This window comes from Piscinibacter sp. XHJ-5 (genome assembly GCF_029855045.1).
Classification (GTDB): Bacteria; Pseudomonadota; Gammaproteobacteria; order Burkholderiales; family Burkholderiaceae_C; genus Albitalea.
Genome location: NZ_CP123228.1, coordinates 3,999,766 through 4,017,718 on the forward strand (window position 1 = coordinate 3,999,766; position 17,953 = coordinate 4,017,718).

Consider the following 17,953-nt stretch of genomic DNA (forward strand, 5'->3'; position numbering starts at 1 on the left):
ACCGGAATGGCGACCCACAAATACAAACCCCTCCCGGACCATCGCGGCAGGGAGGGGTGGGTGGCTCACGCCACCGATTTGGAACTCCGGAGGGATTCAGCCCCAGGGTTCCTGGCGCGCAGAGACTGCGCCATCGCGGATGCCTGCATGCAGGCATCTCAAAGGTAGGCCAACCACCAGCCCAGGTCAAGACCGTTCGTCACCGCTCGGCGGCATCACTTGACGGTGCTCATGATCTCGTCGAACACCGCCACGACGCGACGCTCGATCTCTGGCTGCATGGCGATCGGCCGGCCCCATTCGCGCTGCGTTTCGCCGGGCCATTTGTTCGTCGCGTCGAGCCCCATCTTGCCGCCCAGACCGCTCACCGGCGACGCGAAGTCCAGGTAGTCGATCGGCGTGTGATCGACCAGCGTCGTGTCGCGCACCGGGTCCATGCGCGTCGTGATCGCCCAGATCACCTCGCGCCAGTCGCGGATGTCGACGTCGTGGTCGGTCACGACGATGAACTTCGTGTACATGAACTGCCGCAGAAAGCTCCACAGCCCGAACATCACGCGCTTGGCGTGGCCGGCGTAGCTCTTGCGGATGCTGATGATGGCCATGCGATAGCTGCAACCTTCGGGCGGAAGGTAGAAGTCGACGATTTCCGGAAACTGCTTCTGCAGGATGGGCACGAAGACCTCGTTCAGCGCCACCCCGAGGATCGCCGGCTCGTCGGGAGGCTTGCCGGTGTAAGTCGAGTGGTAGATGGGATCCCGTCGCGAAGTCATGCGCGCGATCTCGAACACTGGAAACCAGTCCTGCTCGTTGTAGTAGCCGGTGTGGTCGCCGAACGGACCTTCCAGCGCGTGCAGGTATCCGCCGATCTCCTTCATCGGCACGCCGTGTTCGCTGACGCCGACGAAGCCCGGTGGCGCGGTCGGGATGTGGCCCTCCAGGACGATCTCGGCGCTGGCCGGCACTTGCAGCATCAGGCCGCTTTCGCCCACACCGGCGTCCACCAGTTCGGTTCGACTGCCGCGGAGCAGGCCGGCGAACTGGTATTCGGACAGGGTATCGGGAACCGGCGTCACGGCGCCCAGGATGGTTGCGGGATCGGCGCCCAGCGCAACGGCGATCGGGAACGGTTGTCCGGGATTGGCCAGCGCGAAGTCACGGAAGTCGAGCGCCCCGCCCCGATGCGCCAGCCACCGCATGATCACGCGGTTCTTCGCGATGACCTGCTGGCGGTAGATGCCGAGGTTCTGCCGGCGTTTCGCGTTCGGCACCGATTGCGGCCCGCGCGTCACGACCAGTCCCCAGGTGATGAGCGGCCCGGCGTCGCCGGGCCAGCACGTCTGGATCGGCAGGCGGCCCAAGTCGACTTCCACGCCGTCCCTCACCTCTTCCTGGCAGGCGGCTCTGGAAGTGCTCGCGGGCTTCATGTCCCACAGGGCCTTGGCCATATGTAACAGGCGACCGGCGTCCTTCAGTCCCTTCGGCGGATCCGGCTCCTTGAGGCTGGCGAGCATGCGCCCGACGTCGCGCAAGTCGCCCAGATCGGCCGCACCCATCCCCATCGCCACCCGCCTAGGAGTGCCAAACAGGTTCGTCAAGGCGGAAATTTTGTAACCGACTGGTTGTTCGAACAAAAGCGCCGGACCGCCCGCACGCAGGACCAAGTCACTGACCGCTGTCATCTCCAGCCGCGCCGACACTGGCTTGGCGACGCGCCGCAACTCCCCGACCCGTTCCAGACCGGTGACGAAGCCCCTCAAATCGTCGTATTTCATATCAGGAAGTAATTAGAAATGGTTCCTATAACCTTGACCGGTTATGAAACTGCTTCCTAGAATCCCCGGATCCCGGACCAGATCAGGGATAACCCGCGCCCCCACCTCGGTGGAATGGAGAGGGCGCAACGCTGCCGAAGGCCCGCGATGGTGCACAGTGTTTCCTCCCTGTGCCCCGCTCTGGCCGATTATGGCCGTCGCTTCCGGACCCTTTGCCGCGCCGCAAGAGCGCACGAAGGATCTCCAAAGCGCGGAGTAGAAAGGAAAGACATGACAGCGCTTCGCCGTTTGATGGCGCAGGTCCGCGGAATGGCGGACGCTTCCGCGGCATCCGCGGGAATCTTTGTGCGTGACGTGGGCCAGGGTCTGCTCGAGGTCAGCCACAACACGCTCGCCCTGCTCGGGCTCGTGGCCGTCGGCGCCGTGGTGTTCGTCGGCGGGCGCAGCGATCTGCGCGAGAGCATCGAAGCCCAGACGCTGGACTGGTTGCAGGCGCGCCAGGAAGCCCGCGCCGATCCGGCGGAGTTGCTGGCAGCGCAGCTGGCCGAGCCGGACGCCGTGGCCCGCGCCACCGCCGTCAATCCCAAGGAGCTCAATCGCCAGCAGGCCGCCGTCGCGCAGTGGATCTCGCGCCGCTACCGCGTCGCACCGGAGCCGATCAGCCGCCTCGTCAAGGAAGCCTGGATCGTCGGCAATCGCGTCGGACTGGATCCGACGCTGATCCTCGCCATCATGGCAGTCGAATCGAGCTTCAACCCGTTCGCCCAGAGCCCCGTGGGCGCGCAGGGCCTGATGCAGGTCATGACGCACATCCACGACGACAAGTACACGGCCTTCGGCGGCAAGTTCGCCGCCTTCGACCCGGTGACCAACCTGCGGGTCGGCGCGCAGGTGCTGAAGGAGTGCATCACGCGCGCCGGCAGCCTCGAAGAAGGTCTGCGCTACTACGTCGGCGCCGCCAATCTCACGGACGACGGCGGCTATGCGACCAAGGTGCTGGCCGAGCAGAACCACCTCCGCATGGTGGCAGGCGGCAAGATCGTCGCGGTGAACGCGCCGCGTCCCGCCGCGGGCGCCAGCAGCGCCAAGCCCGAGTCGACGCAGCCCGCCCAGATCCCGGTCAAGGGCGAAGACAAGCCCCTGCCTGAGCGGGTCGCGCTGCTGCGCGGTCCCGGCAACTGAGCGATTTTTCGCGCGGCCACAAGGTAAACTGCCGGCTCTGCGCGACTGGCGATGGGGCCCAGGGTTCTTGAACCTTCGGGCCTGAGGTGGTGAACCACCGGGAAGCGCGGGCGGCCAAGCCCGATCGACGTCGGATCGGAAGCCGATTCAGCCGTTCGCCTGGGCAGCCTGTCGACCGCGTCTCCTTTGCATTTGCAGGCACGCTGCTCGTCGCAGGTCTTCCGCTGACGAAGGACTGCCATTCATGTTTGACCGCACCCAATCCACCATCGCCCACGTGGACCCCGAGCTCTGGTCCGTCATCCAGCAAGAAAACCAGCGCCAGGAAGAGCACATCGAGCTGATCGCTTCCGAGAACTACGCGTCGCCTGCGGTCATGGCCGCCCAAGGCACGCAGCTCACCAACAAGTACGCCGAAGGCTATCCCGGCAAGCGTTACTACGGCGGCTGCGAATACGTCGACATCGTCGAGCAGCTCGCGATCGACCGCATCAAGGAGCTGTTCGGTGCCGAGCATGCCAACGTGCAGCCGAACTCCGGCTCGCAGGCCAACCAGGGCGTGTTCTTCGGCCTGCTGCAGCCCGGCGACACGATCATGGGCATGAGCCTCGCCGAGGGCGGCCACCTCACGCACGGCATGCCGCTGAACATGAGCGGCAAGTGGTTCAAGGTCGTGAGCTACGGCCTGGACGCCAACGAAGCCATCGACTACGACCAAATGGAGCGCCTGGCGCACGAGCACAAGCCCAAGCTGATCATCGCCGGCGCATCGGCGTACAGCCTGCGCATCGACTTCGAGCGATTCGCCAAGGTCGCCAAGGACATCGGCGCGTACTTCATGGTCGACATGGCGCACTATGCCGGCCTGATCGCCGCCGGGGTCTATCCGAACCCCGTGCCGTTCGCAGACGTCGTGACCTCCACCACGCACAAGAGCCTGCGCGGCCCACGCGGCGGCTTCATCCTGATGAAGGATCACGTCGCCAAGCAGATCAACAGCGCCATCTTTCCCGGCATCCAGGGTGGCCCGCTGATGCACGTCATCGCCGCCAAGGCGGTCGCATTCAAGGAGGCGCTGTCACCGCAGTTCAAGCTCTACCAGCAGCAGGTGGTGAAGAACGCCGCGGCACTTGCCGAGACGCTTACGTCGCGCGGGCTGCGCATCGTCAGCGGCCGCACGGAGTCGCATGTGATGCTGGTCGACCTGCGCCCGAAGGGCTTGACCGGCAAGGAAGCCGAGTCGCTGCTGCAGCAGGCGCACATGACCTGCAACAAGAACGGCATCCCCAACGACCCGCAGAAGCCCATGATCACGAGCGGCGTCCGCCTCGGGTCGCCGGCAATGACCACGCGCGGCTTCAAGGAGGAGCAGGCCCGCGCCACGGCCCACCTGATCGCCGACGTGCTCGACAACCCGCGCGACGAGGCCCACATCGCCGCGGTGCGCGCCAAGGTATCCGCCCTCACGCGAGATTTCCCCGTCTACCGATGACCGATCCGGCCCGCCTCGCGCGGGCCTTTTTCCATGCGTTGTCCTTTCTGCAGCCACGTTGACACCCAGGTCGTCGAGACGCGCGAGTCCGACGAAGGCGATGTCGTGCGCCGCCGGCGACGCTGCCAGAGCTGCGACAAGCGTTTCACCACCTACGAGCGCGCCGAGATCGCGCTGCCTTCGGTGGTCAAGAAGGACGGCACGCGCGCCGAGTTCGACGTGGCGAAGATCCGCGCCTCGATGACGCTGGCGCTGCGCAAGCGGCCGGTCAGCGTCGAACAGATCGACGCAGCGCTGGAGCGCATCCAGGACAAGCTGCTCAACACCGGCGCCAGGGAAGTCGCGTCCTCGCGCCTGGGCGAGCTCGTGATGCGCGAGCTCAAGCGCATCGACAAGGTGGCCTACGTGCGATTCGCTTCGGTGTACCGAAGCTTCGAAGACGTCGACGAGTTCCGGCAGCTCATCCGCGACATCTAGTGTCGTGAGTTGAAGGGCCCCACCCGCCCGAGGGCCGGGCGTTCCTTCCTCATGGGGACGCGCACGGGCCTGCCCATTCGTACAGTGCTCCCACAAGCACACGGGGGAGCACATGCGAACACCAGTCACGCAGCGTGGCATCACGCTGGTCGAAGCGGCCATCGTCGTTGCCGTCGCGGCCGTTACCGTCACCAGCGCCGCACCGAGCTTTCATCGCTTCATCGAGAAACAGCGCCTCGACGGCGCCGCTGCGCAACTGGCCACCGACCTGCGCTTCGCGCGCGCCGAAGCCATCGCGCGCAACACCGCTCTGCGCTTCAGCGTGCAAGCCACGCCATGGGGCGGGTGCCATGTGATCCACAGCGGAGCGGCCCAGCAGTGCCGTTGTGCCGCTTCGGGCCCGGCGGTTTGCGACGCCGACGCACGCGAGATCAAGACCGTGCAATGGCCGGCCCGTGAGGGCATCGCGCTGCACAGCAACGTGACATCGATGCTGTTCGATCCGCTGCACGGGACCAGCACCCCGGCCGGCACCCTGAGGCTCGTCGCCGCCAGCGGCCGAACCGTGCACCACGTGGTCAACGTGATGGGCCGGGTACGTGCCTGCTCGCCGCAGGAGCCGGCCATCGCCGTGCCCGGCTACCGCGCCTGCTGAGGCCGGGCCATGAAACGCCTTGGCTTCAACACGGCAGCGGGCTTCACGCTGATCGAGATGATGTGCACCCTCGCCATGGGCGCCGTTCTGGGTGCCATCGCCTATCCGTCGTTCCAGGGCACGCTGCATCGGGTGCGCCGCGCCGACGCGCTGGTGGCACTGATGCAGCTCCAGTCCGCGCAAGAGCGCTATCGCGCCGATCACGCGGCCTATGGCGACCTGCCGTCCTTGCGCGCCGCCGGCACGTCGCCGGCCGGACACTACCGGCTCGCGGTCGCCGCTCACGACGCCACGGGATATGACCTGCGTGCCAGCGCCGCGGGCGGCCAGCACACCGACACCGATTGCCGCCACTTGCGCCTGCTCGTCGTGGGCGCCGACATCGCCTACGCGTCGGGGAGCGACGAGCGCTTCGCCAATGCGGAGGCGCTCAACCGCCGCTGCTGGAGCCTTTGATGCCGGCCCCCAGCGAACGCGGCTTGTCGCTCGTGGAGTTGCTCGTCGGCCTCGCCCTTGGCCTCATCATCGTCGCGGCCGCCACCACGCTGCTGATCGGGCGTCTCCAGGCCCACCGCGCCCTGCTGCTGCAAAGCCGTCTCATGCAGGATCTGCGGGTGGCGGCCGACATCGTCACGCGCGACCTGCGGCGAGCCGGCTATTGGGGCGAAGCGAGCGCCGCCCCGTTGTCCGCCAGCGCGCCCGACCCACGGGACAATCCCTTCGCTGCCATCTCACCGGCGACGCAAGCGTCCGACGCCATCGCCTTCCGCTTTTCGCGCGACGACACCCAAACCCAGGACGTCGGCATCCACGAGCAATTCGGCTTTCGGCTGCGGCGCGGCGTCATCGAGATGCTGTTGGGCGGTCACTGGCAGGCGCTGACCGACGACGCGACGCTGCTCGTGACGGCTTTCAACATCACGCCCGGCTTGCAGGAGATCGCGCTCGACGGCTTCTGCGCCCAGCCCTGCCCTGCCGGCTCTACACAATGCCCGCCGCGGCAGCTGGTGCGCAGCCTCGCGGTGTCGATCAGCGGCCGGGCGGCCACCGATCCTGCCGTGGTCCGCACGATGCGCAGCGAGGTGCGGCTGCGCAACGACACCGTCGTCGGTCGGTGTCCCAGCTGAGGCGCCGCGCATGCACGTCCCGCATCCACAGCAAGGCGCCGCGGCACTGGCGGTGACCCTGGTCCTGTTTTTCATCGCCACGCTCGTGGCCGCCAGTGCACAGCGCAACCACGTGTTCGAGCTGCGTGCCTCGGCCAATCAGTACCGCGCCACGCAGGCATTCGAAGCCGCCGAGGCCGGACTCGAGTGGGCCACCGCCATGCTCAACGACCCGCGTCCGCTGGATGCCCACTGCCAGCCCGGCAACGCAGACGACAGCAGCTTCGCCGACCGGCTGGCTGTCGCGCCCACGGTCACGGCTACCTGCGTGCGCAACGATGGGACCTGGCGCTGCAACTGCCCCGCGCCGGGTGAGCCGCAGGTGGCGGCCCCGCTCGCAGACGACCCGCCAGCGGCTTTCAGCGTGCGCGTCGCCGGAGGCCCCGCCCCCGGCTCGCTGCGGCTGGTGGCCACCGGTTGCACCCGCCTGGATGGGGGCACGTGCGCACCGGAAGGCAGCGCATCGGGCGATGCTGCGGCCCGCATTCAGCAGACGCTCGGCTTCATCCCGTCGCCGACCGTGGCACCGATCGCCGCCCTCACGGTCCGGGGCAGCGTCGCCGCGGTGGCCGCTGTCGGACTGCACAACTCCGACACCGATTCCGGCGGCGTGGCCGTTCACGCCGGCGGCGGCGTCGTTGCGCCGAATGCCCGGCTGACCACGGCGCCGGGCGGCCCGGTCGAAGCGGCCGTCGTCCAAGGCGACCAGCAGCTCGCGACTCTCGACGGCGCACGCTTCTTCGCATCGTTCTTCGGCATCGACAAAGCCCTGTGGCGCCAGCAGCCGGGCGTGGCACGCATCGCATGCAGCGGCGACTGCGGACAGGCGCTGAGCCAGGCGACGTTGGCTGCGCGGCACCGCCTGCTGTGGATCGATGGCGACCTGCAGCTTTCCGGCGATGTCGCGCTCGGCACGCGGGAGCGTCCGATCGTCATCGTCGCGAGCGGTGCCGTTCGCTTGAACGGCCCTGTCGTCGTCCACGGCGTGCTCTATGGCGCCAGCCTCACCTGGAACCACGCCGGAGGCGGCGCCATCCATGGGGCGGCCCTGTCGGAAGGCGACTACGGCGGCGACGCTTCGCCCGACTTCATCCGCGACGTCGACGTCCTCGCCACGCTCAAGCGCAGCGCCGGCAGCTTCGCCCGCCTGCCGGGCAGCTGGAAGGACTTCTGAATGGACCAGGCTTGCCGACGAGCCCAGCGCGGCGTCTCGCTCATCGAGTCGTTGGCTGCCTTCGTGGTGCTGTCGCTCGGCATGCTGGGCATGGCCCGCCTGCAGACCCATATGGAGCAAGACGCCGATCTGGCCCGCCAGCGCTCCGAGGCAGTCCGGCTGGCGCAGCAGGACATGGAACAGCTGCGCGCCTTCGCCGCGGTGAGCGCTGCATCCGGCGTGCGCAGCTATGCCGACATCTCGCCCGTGCAATCGGCCATGGCGCAAGCGCCTGGACAAGCGAGCAACACGAGCTACCGCCTCGAGCGGCGCGTCCTCGAAGAGGCCGGCAGCGCGCTGAAGACCGCCACAGTGCTCGTTCACTGGAACGATCGCACCGGCCAGTCGCAGAACGTGGTGCTGCAATCTGCGATCGCCGGCACACCACCCGCGCTGTCCGGCGCGCTGCCGCTGAACGCGGACCAGCCTCCGATGCACCCCGTGCACGGGCGTTCGCCGCGCATTCCCGCCTCGGCCCGCAAGCTGGGCGACGGACGCAGCCTGTTGGAACCGGTGACCGGTGGTGCGACGGCCTTCCTGCTCAGCGACGCCACCGGCCGCATCACCGAGCGCTGCTCCAGGCGCGCCGCCGAAGGCGGCGAAGTCGCCGATGTGACTCCGGTCCTCGATCCGCAGGCCTGCATGCACCTCGACGCCCTCCTGCTGAGCGGCTGGATCCGCTTCTCGCTTGCCGCCCCGCCCACGGCGAGCGGCATGGACAGGCCGCTGCCGCTGTCGATGTCGCTGGCGCTGAGCGACGTGGGATCGGGCGGCACGCCGGAATGCTTCACCGAGCCGCACGAGCGCATCGTCGCCTACCATTGCGTGATCGCCACCAGCCGTCCCTGGTCGGGCCGCAGTGCGGTCGTGCCACAAGGATGGACCGTGGGCACCGCAGCGGGCGCGTACAAGGTCTGCCGCTACGTCGCCGATCAGGACAGCAGCGGCGCCATAGACCGCAACGCCGAGCATCCCGAGCACTACAGCAACGTCGACGTGAGCCTGATGCAGCAGAACTTCCTCGTCATCCACGGCGATCAGGCCTGTCCAGACTCCACCGTGCAACATGAACCTTGACGTGCGATGAACAGCGAAGACCTGATGCGCGACGCCCTGGCCCTCGCCGAGCAGGCCATCGGCCTGTCCGAGCCCAACCCGCGCGTCGGCTGCGTCATCAGTGCAGCCGACGGCCGCGTCATCGGACGCGGCCACACCCAGCAGGCCGGTGGTCCGCATGCCGAAGTCATGGCGCTGCGCGAAGCGGCCGAGCACGGCGAAGACGTCCGCGGGGCCACCGTTCACGTCACGCTCGAACCCTGCGCTCACCACGGCCGCACGCCGCCATGCTGCGACGCGCTGGTCGCCGCCGGCGTGGCGCGGGTCGTGATGGCCGTCGAGGATCCGAATCCGCTGGTCGCCGGCCAGGGCGCGGCACGGCTGCGTGCCGCGGGCATCGAGGTGATCGATGGTCCGCTCGGTGACGCGTCGCGCGAGCTCAACATCGGCTTCTTCTCCCGCATGGAGCGCGGCCGGCCGTGGCTGCGCATGAAGGCAGCGGTGTCGCTCGATGGGCGCACAGCGCTGGCCAACGGCGTGAGCCAATGGATCACCGGCGAGGCGGCGCGCGCCGACGGACACGCGTGGCGCAAGCGCGCCGGCGCCGTCCTGACCGGCGTGGGCACCGTGCTCGACGACAACCCGAGGCTCGACGTGCGGCTGGTGGCCACCGCGCTCCAGCCGCTGCGCGTGGTCGTCGACTCGCGGCTCGACACGCCGCCGCAGGCGCGCATCCTCGAGCAGCCGGGACACGTGCTGCTGTATGCGGCGCAACCCGACGAGGCGCGCGCGGCCGCCTTGCGGCAGCGCGGCGCCGAGATCGCCATGGCGCCCGGCCCTCGCGGCAAGGTCGACCTGGCCGCGATGCTGTCCGACCTGGCAACCCGAGGCATCAACGAGCTGCACGTCGAGGCGGGCCACAAGCTCAACGGCTCCTTCGTGCGCGAAGCCCTGGTCGACGAGTTCCTGGTCTACGTGGCCCCCAAGCTGCTCGGCCAAGGGCGCGAGCTGGCGGCCTTCGGGCCGCTGGAATCACTCGACGAGGCGTTGGCGCTGCACTTCGTCAGCGTCGCACCGGTTGGATCCGACCTGCGGATCGTCGCCCGCCCGACCCCATGAGCTCGTGCACCCACGCCGCGGTGTCATCCCCCGCAGCCGCGACAATCGCCACCATGTTCACCGGCATCATCACCGGCCTCGGCCGCATCACCCGGGTCGAAGACCTGGGCCCCGACGCTTCGCACGGCAAGCGCCTCGTCATCGAAGTTCCCGAGGGCTACCTTGCCGACGTGCAGCTCGGCGACAGCATCGCGCTCAACGGCGCCTGCATGACCGTCACCTCGTTCGACCCAGACGCCCGCCGCTTCACGATCGACGTCTCGGCCGAGAGCCTGGCATGCACCGCAGGGCTGGACCAGCCCGGCGCCGTCAACCTCGAAAAGGCGCTGCGCGCGCACGACCGGCTGGGGGGCCACATCGTCAGCGGCCACGTCGACGGCATCGGCGAGGTCACGCACTTCGCGCAGGTCGGCGAATCGTGGGAGCTGCGCATCGTCGCGCCGGCGTCGCTGGCGCAGTACCTCGCCTACAAGGGGTCGATCACCGTCAACGGCGTGAGCCTCACCGTCAACCGCGTCGACGACCGCCGCGAGCCGGCGGGCTGCGAGTTCAGCATCAACCTGATTCCGCACACGATCGCCAACACCACCCTCGGCGCGCTGCAGGCGGGATCCAGGGTCAACCTGGAGATCGACCTGATCGCGCGCTACGTGGCGCGGATGCTCGGCAAGTCGGATTGACCCGGGCCCTGGGTCAACCCCCGCATCACCGCCGGCACTTCCCCGGGCAGCTCGCGCGCCAGGTACCCCAGCATTCCGATCCGGGTGGCCAGCGCGTCGCCGGCGCGCGCGTGCAAGGCCACGGCCCAGGCGGCCGCCTGCTCCAGCGGCGCACCGCGCGCCGCCAGCCCCACCACGAGGCCCGCCAGCACGTCGCCCGATCCTGAAGAGGCCAAGCCGACGTTGCCGCCGCGATGCCGCCAAAGGCTTCCATCGGGACGTGCAATGACGGTGAGCGGCCCTTTCAGCGCCACGATGCAGTTCCAGCGCCGGGCTGCACGCGCGGCTGCCGACATGGGATCGGCGTCGATGTCCTCGCGCTTCTCGCCGGCCAGCTCGGCCAGCTCGCCGGCGTGCGGGGTCAGCAGCAGCGGCTGCTCCAGCGGTGGCAGCGACTCGATGGCGGACATCGCCTTCGCGTCCAGGATCACCGGCTTGCCGGGAAACACCGTCAGCACCGCGTGCACGAATTCCCGGCCGGCGCGTCCGTCCAGCCAACCGGGGCCCAGCAGGAGCGCATCGATCTGCTCGACCAGGCCGTGCAGCGGCTCCACGCCGCCGGGCAACAGGCCGCCCTCGCCGTCTTCGGCCAGCGCCACCACGCGCGATTCCGGCATCTCGATGCCGATGCGCGGCGCGATGGATGCGCCGGTCGCGATCAGCAGCTTGCCGGCGCCCGCTCGCAATGCCGCCGTGCCGGCCAGCAGCGCCGCACCCGGCACCTGCGGGCTGCCGGCGACCACCAGCACGCGTCCGCGCTGGTTCTTGTCGTCGTCCGCTCGCGGCATCGGCAGCGGCCAGCGGTGCAGCCAGGCGTCGTCGATGTCATCGACCGCGCTCATGACTTGGGCGCGGCAGGAACGTCGGGCTCGACGGTGACCGGCTCGCCCGCCTCGACCAGCGGCGCAACGAAGTTCACCAGCCGCGGAACCAGCTTGCCGTGCCTGCCCCGCGCCGGATCGAACTCGTACGAGGTGACGCCGCAATTCGGCACGTCGGCGGTGCGGTCGATGTCGAGGATCTCCGACTCGCTGAGACGCTCGATCAGGTAGCGAAGGCAGTTCACGGTGACCTGGTGCGCCACCACCAGCACCCGTTCGCGCCGGTACTCGCGGGTGACCATCTCGATGATGCTGCGCAGGCGCAGGATCACGTCGCACCAGCTCTCGCCGCCCGGCGGACGAAAATAAAACTTGCCGACGTGCAGGCGCTGCTCGGCAAGCTCAGGGTACTTCTGGCGGATGCCGAATGCCGTCAGCCGGTCGAGAATGCCGAACTCCTTCTCGCGCAGCCGCTCATCGCAGACGAAGCTCACGTCGTCCTCGTCGATGCCGGCCGCCTCGAGCAGCCGGTGCGCCGTCGACAGCGCACGCTGGTACGGCGAGCACAGCACGATGCCGGGCCGCTCGGCCGGCGGCAGGCGGCCGAACCAGCAACCGATCGCCTGCGCCTGGCGCTCGCCCAGCGGCGACAGCGGCGTGTCCATGTCGCGGGTGGCAATGTCGATCAGCGGATGGCCCGCCGCCTCGGCCCGGTCCCGTGCGAGATTGCCGGCGCTCTGGCCGTGGCGCACGATCCACAGCGTCTGCGGCCACTTCTGGTCGCGCGGGTCCGGCAGGGCAGGCGTCGTCATGAATCCCGTCGAGGCAAGCCGCATTCCCGCCCTGTCCCGTCCGGCCCGGGCCGGCGGAACCCCGCGCCTACAATCCCGAGATGGCAATTTCTCCTGTTCCCGAGCTCATCGCCGAGCTCGCCGCGGGCCGCATGGTGATCCTCGTGGACGAGGAAGACCGCGAGAACGAAGGCGACCTGGTGCTCGCCGCCGACCACGTGTCGCCCGAGGCAATCAACTTCATGGCGAAGTACGGTCGCGGGCTCATCTGCCTCACGCTGACGCGGGAGCGGTGCGAGCGCCTGCAGCTGCCGCCCATGGCGACACGCAACGGCACGCGGCACGGCACCGCCTTCACGGTATCGATCGAAGCCGCCACCGGCGTGACCACCGGCATCTCGGCCGCCGACCGCGCCCGCACCGTGCAGGCCGCCGTCGCCAAGGAGGCGAAGGCCAGCGACCTCGTCCAGCCGGGCCACATCTTCCCACTGCTGGCGCAGGACGGCGGCGTGCTGATGCGCGCCGGCCATACCGAAGCCGGCTGCGACCTCTCCTCGATGGCCGGGCTCACGCCGGCAGCCGTCATCTGCGAGATCATGAAGGACGACGGCACCATGGCCCGCCTGCCCGATCTCGAGGTGTTTGCCCGGGAGCACGGCTTGAAGATCGGGACCATCGCCGACCTCATCGAGTACCGCAGCCGCAACGAGACGCTGATCGAGCGCGTGTCGCGCCGCAAGCTGCTCACCGCGCAGGGCGAGTTCGACTGCAGTGCCTTCCGCGACCGCACCGGCGGACTGCACCTGGCCCTCACGCGCGGCCACTGGACACAGAGCGACGAGGTGCTGGTGCGCGTGCACGAGCCGCTGTCGGTGATGGACCTGCTCGATGCCGGCAACTGTGGCCACTCGTGGCCGCTGCCCAAGGCGCTGGGGGCGCTGCAGGCGGCCGAGCGCGGCGCGGCGGTGCTGCTCAACTGCGGCGAGGACGTGCGCTCGATGCTGCACCAGGTGCTGCCGCATGACGAGCGGGCGGAGCGCCAGCGTGGCCAGATGGACCTTCGCACCTATGGCATCGGCGCGCAGATCCTGCGCGAGCTGGGCATCACGCGGATGCAGCTGCTGGGCAGCCCGCGGCGCATGCCCAGCATGGCCGGCTACGGACTCGAGGTCACCGGCTTCGTCGCGCCTCCCCAGGACTGAGAGAACACGAACATGCAAGACGCCGACCGTGGCCCCGAAACCGAGATCGATGGACGCGACCTGCGCATCGGCATCGTGCAGGCGCGCTTCAATGCCGCCATCACGAGCAAGCTCGCACAGGTCTGCATCGCCGAGCTCCGCGAGCTGGGCGTGTCCACCAAGTACATCCGCCATGTCACCGTGCCCGGCGCGCTCGAGGTGCCGGTCGCCCTGATGACCATGGCCGACAGCGAGGACTACGACGCGCTGATCGCGCTCGGCTGCATCATCCGCGGCGAGACGTATCACTTCGAGCTGGTCGCCAACGAAAGCGGCGCCGGCATCACGCGCGTCTCGCTCGACCACCAGATCCCGGTGGCCAATGCGATCCTCACGGTCGAGAACGAGGCGCAGGCCTGGGCCCGAGTCGACGAGAAAGGCCGCGACGCCGCGCGGGTGGCGGTCGAGATGGCCAATCTGATGGAAGACCTGACGTGACCGGATCCGAGAAGAAGCCCGCAGCCCGGCGCGTGGCGCCCAAGTCCACGCGCCGCCGTGCCCGCGAGCTGGCGCTGCAGGGCCTGTACGAATGGCTGATCTCCGGCTCCGACGCCGGCGTCATCGAAGCCCACATGCGCGAGCAGGAAGGCTTCGACAAGAGCGACAGCGCGCATTTCGATGCCCTGCTGCACGGCTGCATCGCCGAGGCCGCCGATCTCGATGCGGTGCTGGCGCGCCACGTCGACCGCAAGACCACCGAGCTGTCGCCCATCGAGCACGGCGTGCTGATGATCGGCGCATACGAACTCAAGCACTGCATCGACGTGCCATACAAGGTCGCGATCAACGAGGCGGTGGAGCTGGCCAAGAGCTTCGGCGGCACGGATGGGCACAAGTACGTCAACGGCGTGCTGGACAAGGCCGCCGCCGAGCTGCGCGCCGTCGAGGTCCAGGCGTCCCGGGCCGGCCGGCGATGAGGCTGGCTTCGCGGCTCGATCACATCGAGCCCTTCTACGTGATGGAGTGCGCCAAGGCGGCCACCGAGCTCGCGCTCAGTTCCGCCTGCGCCGACTCGCCGATGGTGTTCCTCAACATCGGCGAGCCCGACTTCACCGCGCCGCCGGCCGTGAAGCAGGCTGCCGAGCAGGCGCTGCGCGCCGGGCGCACGCAGTACACCGACGCGACCGGCCTGGTGGCGCTGCGCGAGCGCATCAGCGCCTGGTATGGCGAACGCTTCGGGCTCGACATCGCGCCGCAGCGCATCGTCGTCACCGCCGGTGCCTCGGCGGCACTGCAGCTCGCCTGCCTGGCGCTGGTCAACCGCGACGACGAGGTGCTGCTGCCCGATCCGAGCTACCCGTGCAATCGCCACTTCGTCGCGGCCGCCGAAGGCCGTGCGGTGCTGCTGCCGGCGTCGCCCGAGGAGCGATTCCAGCTCAGCGCCGCGGGCGTCGAGGCCGCATGGACCGAGCGCACGCGCGGCGTGCTGCTGGCATCGCCGTCCAACCCGACGGGAACCTCCATCGACCCCGACGAGATGCGCCGCATCGTTTCCGCGGTGCGCGCACGCGGCGGCTTCACCCTCGTCGACGAGATCTACCTCGGCCTGAGCTACGACGAGCGTTTCGGCCACAGCGCGCTGATGCACGGCGACGACGTGATCTCGATCAACAGCTTCTCCAAGTACTTCAGCATGACCGGCTGGCGGCTCGGCTGGCTGGTCGTGCCGCCGCAGCTGGTCTCGCCGATCGAGCGCCTGGCGCAGAACCTCTACATCTGCCCCTCCACGGTGGCGCAGCATGCGGCGATCGCGTGCTTCGAGCCCGAGGCCATCGCCGAATACGAGCGCCGCCGCAACGAATTCCATGCGCGTCGCGACTTCCTCGTGCCGGCTCTCGATGCCCTCGGCCTCACCGTGCCGGTGATGCCCGACGGCGCGTTCTACGCATGGGCCGACTGCTCGCGCCACTCGGACGACAGCTGGGCCTTCTGCTTCGACCTCATGCGGCGCGCTCACGTGGCCATCACGCCCGGCCGCGACTTCGGCCGGCACGGCGCGCACCGCTACGTGCGCCTGTCCTATGCGAGCTCGATGAGTCAACTGGAGCTGGCTGTGGAGCGCCTGCAACGCGCGCTGTCGTAAGGACGCCAAATCCTCACTGACCGTCCGGGCTGAATCGTGAAAACGTGTTACTAAGGCCACCAAGCGCTGGCTTTTTCACGCTTGCCCTCCGGAGGGCTCGTCTAAGCTGCCGGAGTGTCAATCCCGATGCCGCCCGCCCCGAGCCCGAGCTTGCCGCCCGACAGCGAGCCGGCACCGCAACCCAGTCTGCCCATGGTCGACCTGTGGGCCGATTCCGAAGTCGGCCCGCCGCCCGCTGCGAGCGCCCCCTCGGCCCCCTCCAAGCCCGAGAAGTCGCAGAAGCCGGCGGATCCGCTGGCCACCATCGGCCACATCGGCCGCTACGCGCTCAAGTACCGCATCGGTGAAGGCGGCCTGGGCACGGTGTACGCCGCGCACGACCCGCTGCTGTCGCGCCTGATCGCGATCAAGACGCTGAACCTCGAGATCTCGGCCGAGCAGCGTCCCGGCTTCAACGCGCTGTTCCTGAACGAGGCGCGCGCCGCCGCGGGTCTCTCGCATCCCAACATCGTCACGGTATTCGACGCCGGCGTCAGCGACGACAACGCGTACATCGCGATGGAGCTGCTGAAAGGCCGCGACCTGCGCCAGCTGCGCCAGGAAGGCTGGCGCCCCACGCCGGCGCAGGCCGCGCTCATCGTGCGTCGCGTGGCCGACGCGCTGGCCTATGCGCACAGCAAGGGCGTGGTCCACCGCGACATCAAGCCGGCCAACATCTTCATGGTCGGGCGCACGCAGCCGCGGGTGCTCGATTTCGGCATCGCGCGCGTCGCCCACCAGCACGATGCGCATTCGGGCGAGGACATCGCGGCCGGCTCGCCCTACTACATGTCGCCCGAGCAGGTGCGGCAGGAGCCAGGCGACCGACGCACCGATGTGTTTTCCCTCGGCGTGGTGCTGTACGAGCTGCTGACCGACCTGAAGCCGTTTCGCGGCAGCTCACTGAGCGAGATCACCACCGCCGTGCTCGAGCACGAGCCGCCGCTGGCGAGCGCCGTCAACAAGGACGTGCCGAAGGCCCTGGCCGAGATCGCCGCGCGGGCGATGGAGAAAGACCCCGATCACCGTTTCCGTTCGGCGCGTGCGCTGTCGCGCGAGCTGCGCCACTGGCTCGACGAGCACGGTCAGGAGACCGAGGCCGCAGAAGCCAGCGCGCTGTCGACTCGGCGCAAGCACGTCGTGTGGGCCGGTGCCGCCGCGGCCGGCGTGATGCTGGCGGTACTGGCCTGGTGGATGGCCGCGCCCGATGAACCCCGCGCTGCCGTGGTCGCGGCCGCAGCGCCGCCTGCCGTGGCCGAGCCCGCACCCGTGGCGCCACCCGTTGCGATGCCGGCGGTCGCGGCCGAAGCGGCTGCCTCTGCCGTGCAGACGTCGGCGGTGGCCGCCGCCGAACCTGCAGCACCGCTGGAGGCGCCCGCCCCCGTCGCCGTCGCCGTCGCCGTCGCCGTCGCGCCGGCCAAGACCAAGGAGGCCGCGAAGGAATCCCCCCGCGAGCGCAAGGCGCGCGAAGCACGCGAGCGCGAGGCCCGCATGGCGGCCGTCGCACCGCCGGCATCGGGCCAGGTTCGCCTGGCCATCAGCCCCTGGGGGCAGGTGGAGGTCGACGGCACCCCCGTCGGCACGACGCCACCGCTCACCGAGATCACGCTGTCCGAAGGCCGGCACCAGATCGTCATCCGCAACGCCGATTCGCCCCCTTACAGCGGCAGCCTCGAGGTCACCGCCGGCACGCCGGTGACGATCAAGCACAAGTTCGGATCATGAAAGCACTCTTCGTTGCCGCCGCGCTCGGCGCCGCCGTCCTGTTGGCCGGATGCGCCCAGCCGCCGCGCTCGGCACCCGGCCTGATGGACGTCGCCGAGCGGCCGGCCGAGAAAGCGCTGCTCGCGGGCATGCGGGCGTACGACGACGCGCAGTACGTCGAGGCCGAGAAGCAGCTCAAGTCGGCGCTGCAGGCCGGCCTCAGCTCGGCCAAGGACCGGGCAGCGGCTCAGAAGTACCTCGCGTTCATCTACTGCACCAGCAACCGCACGTCCAACTGCGAGGCCGCCTTCCGCGCCGCTCGCCAGGCGGATCCGGCATTCGCACTGAACAAGTCGGAAAGCGGCCATCCGCTGTGGGGGCCGGTGTACCGCCGCGTCGTGCCTTGAACGGCCGCCCCGG

At 69.2% G+C, this 17,953-nt stretch carries 19 protein-coding genes and 1 riboswitch; of the genes, 16 read left to right on the forward strand and 3 right to left on the reverse strand.

The window, feature by feature from the left end:
* Positions 1–215: 215 nt before the first annotated feature.
* The gene (locus tag P7V53_RS18895) at positions 216–1,775 is read right to left on the reverse strand and encodes a UbiD family decarboxylase domain-containing protein (protein ID WP_280151062.1); all 1,560 of its coding nucleotides are present in this window, start codon (positions 1,773–1,775) and stop codon (positions 216–218) included.
* 270 nt (positions 1,776–2,045) lie between these two features.
* Between P7V53_RS18895 and P7V53_RS18900 the strand changes: the two genes are divergently transcribed.
* The 10 genes from P7V53_RS18900 (at position 2,046) to P7V53_RS18945 (ending at position 10,815) form a co-directional block, all read left to right on the forward strand.
* Positions 2,046–2,957, forward strand: coding sequence for a lytic transglycosylase domain-containing protein (locus tag P7V53_RS18900; protein WP_280151063.1), 912 nt, complete (start codon positions 2,046–2,048; stop codon positions 2,955–2,957).
* Between the two features lie 31 nt (positions 2,958–2,988).
* Positions 2,989–3,129: riboswitch (ZMP/ZTP riboswitch) on the forward strand.
* A gap of 72 nt (positions 3,130–3,201) precedes the next feature.
* The gene (gene glyA, locus P7V53_RS18905) at positions 3,202–4,449 is read left to right on the forward strand and encodes a serine hydroxymethyltransferase (RefSeq protein WP_280151064.1); all 1,248 of its coding nucleotides are present in this window, start codon (positions 3,202–3,204) and stop codon (positions 4,447–4,449) included.
* 33 nt (positions 4,450–4,482) lie between these two features.
* Positions 4,483–4,926 carry a transcriptional regulator NrdR gene (nrdR, locus tag P7V53_RS18910; RefSeq protein WP_280151065.1) on the forward strand — a complete coding sequence of 148 codons (444 nt, stop codon included), beginning with the start codon at positions 4,483–4,485 and terminating at the stop codon, positions 4,924–4,926.
* A 112-nt stretch (positions 4,927–5,038) separates the two neighbouring features.
* Positions 5,039–5,581, forward strand: coding sequence for a GspH/FimT family protein (locus P7V53_RS18915; RefSeq protein WP_280151066.1), 543 nt, complete (start codon positions 5,039–5,041; stop codon positions 5,579–5,581).
* A 9-nt stretch (positions 5,582–5,590) separates the two neighbouring features.
* Positions 5,591–6,037, forward strand: a complete 447-nt coding sequence (locus tag P7V53_RS18920) for a type IV pilin protein (protein ID WP_280151067.1) — start codon at positions 5,591–5,593, stop codon at positions 6,035–6,037.
* Entirely contained in the window at positions 6,037–6,708 is a 672-nt protein-coding gene (locus P7V53_RS18925) for a prepilin-type N-terminal cleavage/methylation domain-containing protein (protein ID WP_280151068.1), read from the forward strand. The genes P7V53_RS18920 and P7V53_RS18925 overlap by 1 nt, the downstream gene beginning before the upstream one ends.
* A 10-nt stretch (positions 6,709–6,718) precedes the next feature.
* Positions 6,719–7,921, forward strand: a complete 1,203-nt coding sequence (locus P7V53_RS18930) for a pilus assembly PilX N-terminal domain-containing protein (protein ID WP_280151069.1) — start codon at positions 6,719–6,721, stop codon at positions 7,919–7,921.
* Positions 7,922–9,037 (forward strand): prepilin-type N-terminal cleavage/methylation domain-containing protein, encoded by a 1,116-nt coding sequence (locus P7V53_RS18935; RefSeq protein WP_280151070.1) that lies wholly within the window; start codon positions 7,922–7,924, stop codon positions 9,035–9,037. It abuts the gene before it with no gap.
* A 6-nt stretch (positions 9,038–9,043) separates the two neighbouring features.
* Positions 9,044–10,135 (forward strand): bifunctional diaminohydroxyphosphoribosylaminopyrimidine deaminase/5-amino-6-(5-phosphoribosylamino)uracil reductase RibD, encoded by a 1,092-nt coding sequence (gene ribD, locus P7V53_RS18940; RefSeq protein ID WP_280151071.1) that lies wholly within the window; start codon positions 9,044–9,046, stop codon positions 10,133–10,135.
* 53 nt (positions 10,136–10,188) lie between these two features.
* A complete protein-coding gene (locus P7V53_RS18945) occupies positions 10,189–10,815 on the forward strand; it encodes a riboflavin synthase (RefSeq protein WP_280151072.1) in 627 nt (208 codons plus the stop codon).
* Here P7V53_RS18945 and P7V53_RS18950 read toward each other — a convergent pair.
* Together P7V53_RS18950 and P7V53_RS18955 are read right to left on the reverse strand one after the other, a co-directional pair.
* Positions 10,782–11,696 carry an NAD(P)H-hydrate dehydratase gene (locus P7V53_RS18950; protein WP_280151073.1) on the reverse strand — a complete coding sequence of 305 codons (915 nt, stop codon included), beginning with the start codon at positions 11,694–11,696 and terminating at the stop codon, positions 10,782–10,784. The two genes, P7V53_RS18945 and P7V53_RS18950, sit on opposite strands and share 34 nt — an antisense overlap.
* Positions 11,693–12,487 carry a histidine phosphatase family protein gene (locus tag P7V53_RS18955; protein WP_280151074.1) on the reverse strand — a complete coding sequence of 265 codons (795 nt, stop codon included), beginning with the start codon at positions 12,485–12,487 and terminating at the stop codon, positions 11,693–11,695. The genes P7V53_RS18950 and P7V53_RS18955 overlap by 4 nt, the downstream gene beginning before the upstream one ends.
* Before the next feature lie 80 nt (positions 12,488–12,567).
* Between P7V53_RS18955 and ribBA the strand changes: the two genes are divergently transcribed.
* The 6 genes from ribBA (at position 12,568) to P7V53_RS18985 (ending at position 17,940) form a co-directional block, all read left to right on the forward strand.
* Positions 12,568–13,668: a bifunctional 3,4-dihydroxy-2-butanone-4-phosphate synthase/GTP cyclohydrolase II gene (gene ribBA / locus P7V53_RS18960; protein ID WP_280151075.1), complete on the forward strand. Its 1,101-nt coding sequence runs from the start codon at positions 12,568–12,570 to the stop codon at positions 13,666–13,668.
* Between the two features lie 12 nt (positions 13,669–13,680).
* Positions 13,681–14,145 (forward strand): 6,7-dimethyl-8-ribityllumazine synthase, encoded by a 465-nt coding sequence (gene ribH / locus P7V53_RS18965; protein ID WP_280151076.1) that lies wholly within the window; start codon positions 13,681–13,683, stop codon positions 14,143–14,145.
* Positions 14,142–14,624 carry a transcription antitermination factor NusB gene (gene nusB / locus P7V53_RS18970; protein ID WP_280151077.1) on the forward strand — a complete coding sequence of 161 codons (483 nt, stop codon included), beginning with the start codon at positions 14,142–14,144 and terminating at the stop codon, positions 14,622–14,624. Before ribH ends, nusB begins: the two co-directional genes overlap by 4 nt.
* Positions 14,621–15,790, forward strand: coding sequence for a pyridoxal phosphate-dependent aminotransferase (locus P7V53_RS18975; RefSeq protein ID WP_280151078.1), 1,170 nt, complete (start codon positions 14,621–14,623; stop codon positions 15,788–15,790). The genes nusB and P7V53_RS18975 overlap by 4 nt, the downstream gene beginning before the upstream one ends.
* 126 nt (positions 15,791–15,916) lie before the next feature.
* On the forward strand, positions 15,917–17,554 hold the full coding sequence (locus P7V53_RS18980) for a serine/threonine-protein kinase (protein WP_280151079.1): 1,638 nt from the start codon (positions 15,917–15,919) through the stop codon (positions 17,552–17,554).
* Positions 17,551–17,940, forward strand: coding sequence for a TssQ family T6SS-associated lipoprotein (locus tag P7V53_RS18985; protein WP_280151080.1), 390 nt, complete (start codon positions 17,551–17,553; stop codon positions 17,938–17,940). Before P7V53_RS18980 ends, P7V53_RS18985 begins: the two co-directional genes overlap by 4 nt.
* Positions 17,941–17,953: the final 13 nt, after the last annotated feature.

What these genes read in the sequence shown, in the direction of transcription:
- P7V53_RS18895 (WP_280151062.1), bottom strand. Translation starts at nt 1,775, where the DNA reads ATGAAATACGACGATTTGAGGGGCTTCGTCACCGGTCTGGAACGGGTC.
- P7V53_RS18900 (WP_280151063.1), top strand. Translation starts at nt 2,046, where the DNA reads ATGACAGCGCTTCGCCGTTTGATGGCGCAGGTCCGCGGAATGGCGGAC.
- glyA (WP_280151064.1), top strand. Translation starts at nt 3,202, where the DNA reads ATGTTTGACCGCACCCAATCCACCATCGCCCACGTGGACCCCGAGCTC.
- nrdR (WP_280151065.1), top strand. Translation starts at nt 4,483, where the DNA reads ATGCGTTGTCCTTTCTGCAGCCACGTTGACACCCAGGTCGTCGAGACG.
- P7V53_RS18915 (WP_280151066.1), top strand. Translation starts at nt 5,039, where the DNA reads ATGCGAACACCAGTCACGCAGCGTGGCATCACGCTGGTCGAAGCGGCC.
- P7V53_RS18920 (WP_280151067.1), top strand. Translation starts at nt 5,591, where the DNA reads ATGAAACGCCTTGGCTTCAACACGGCAGCGGGCTTCACGCTGATCGAG.
- P7V53_RS18925 (WP_280151068.1), top strand. Translation starts at nt 6,037, where the DNA reads ATGCCGGCCCCCAGCGAACGCGGCTTGTCGCTCGTGGAGTTGCTCGTC.
- P7V53_RS18930 (WP_280151069.1), top strand. Translation starts at nt 6,719, where the DNA reads ATGCACGTCCCGCATCCACAGCAAGGCGCCGCGGCACTGGCGGTGACC.
- P7V53_RS18935 (WP_280151070.1), top strand. Translation starts at nt 7,922, where the DNA reads ATGGACCAGGCTTGCCGACGAGCCCAGCGCGGCGTCTCGCTCATCGAG.
- ribD (WP_280151071.1), top strand. Translation starts at nt 9,044, where the DNA reads ATGAACAGCGAAGACCTGATGCGCGACGCCCTGGCCCTCGCCGAGCAG.
- P7V53_RS18945 (WP_280151072.1), top strand. Translation starts at nt 10,189, where the DNA reads ATGTTCACCGGCATCATCACCGGCCTCGGCCGCATCACCCGGGTCGAA.
- P7V53_RS18950 (WP_280151073.1), bottom strand. Translation starts at nt 11,696, where the DNA reads ATGAGCGCGGTCGATGACATCGACGACGCCTGGCTGCACCGCTGGCCG.
- P7V53_RS18955 (WP_280151074.1), bottom strand. Translation starts at nt 12,487, where the DNA reads ATGACGACGCCTGCCCTGCCGGACCCGCGCGACCAGAAGTGGCCGCAG.
- ribBA (WP_280151075.1), top strand. Translation starts at nt 12,568, where the DNA reads ATGGCAATTTCTCCTGTTCCCGAGCTCATCGCCGAGCTCGCCGCGGGC.
- ribH (WP_280151076.1), top strand. Translation starts at nt 13,681, where the DNA reads ATGCAAGACGCCGACCGTGGCCCCGAAACCGAGATCGATGGACGCGAC.
- P7V53_RS18975 (WP_280151078.1), top strand. Translation starts at nt 14,621, where the DNA reads ATGAGGCTGGCTTCGCGGCTCGATCACATCGAGCCCTTCTACGTGATG.
- P7V53_RS18980 (WP_280151079.1), top strand. Translation starts at nt 15,917, where the DNA reads ATGCCGCCCGCCCCGAGCCCGAGCTTGCCGCCCGACAGCGAGCCGGCA.
- P7V53_RS18985 (WP_280151080.1), top strand. Translation starts at nt 17,551, where the DNA reads ATGAAAGCACTCTTCGTTGCCGCCGCGCTCGGCGCCGCCGTCCTGTTG.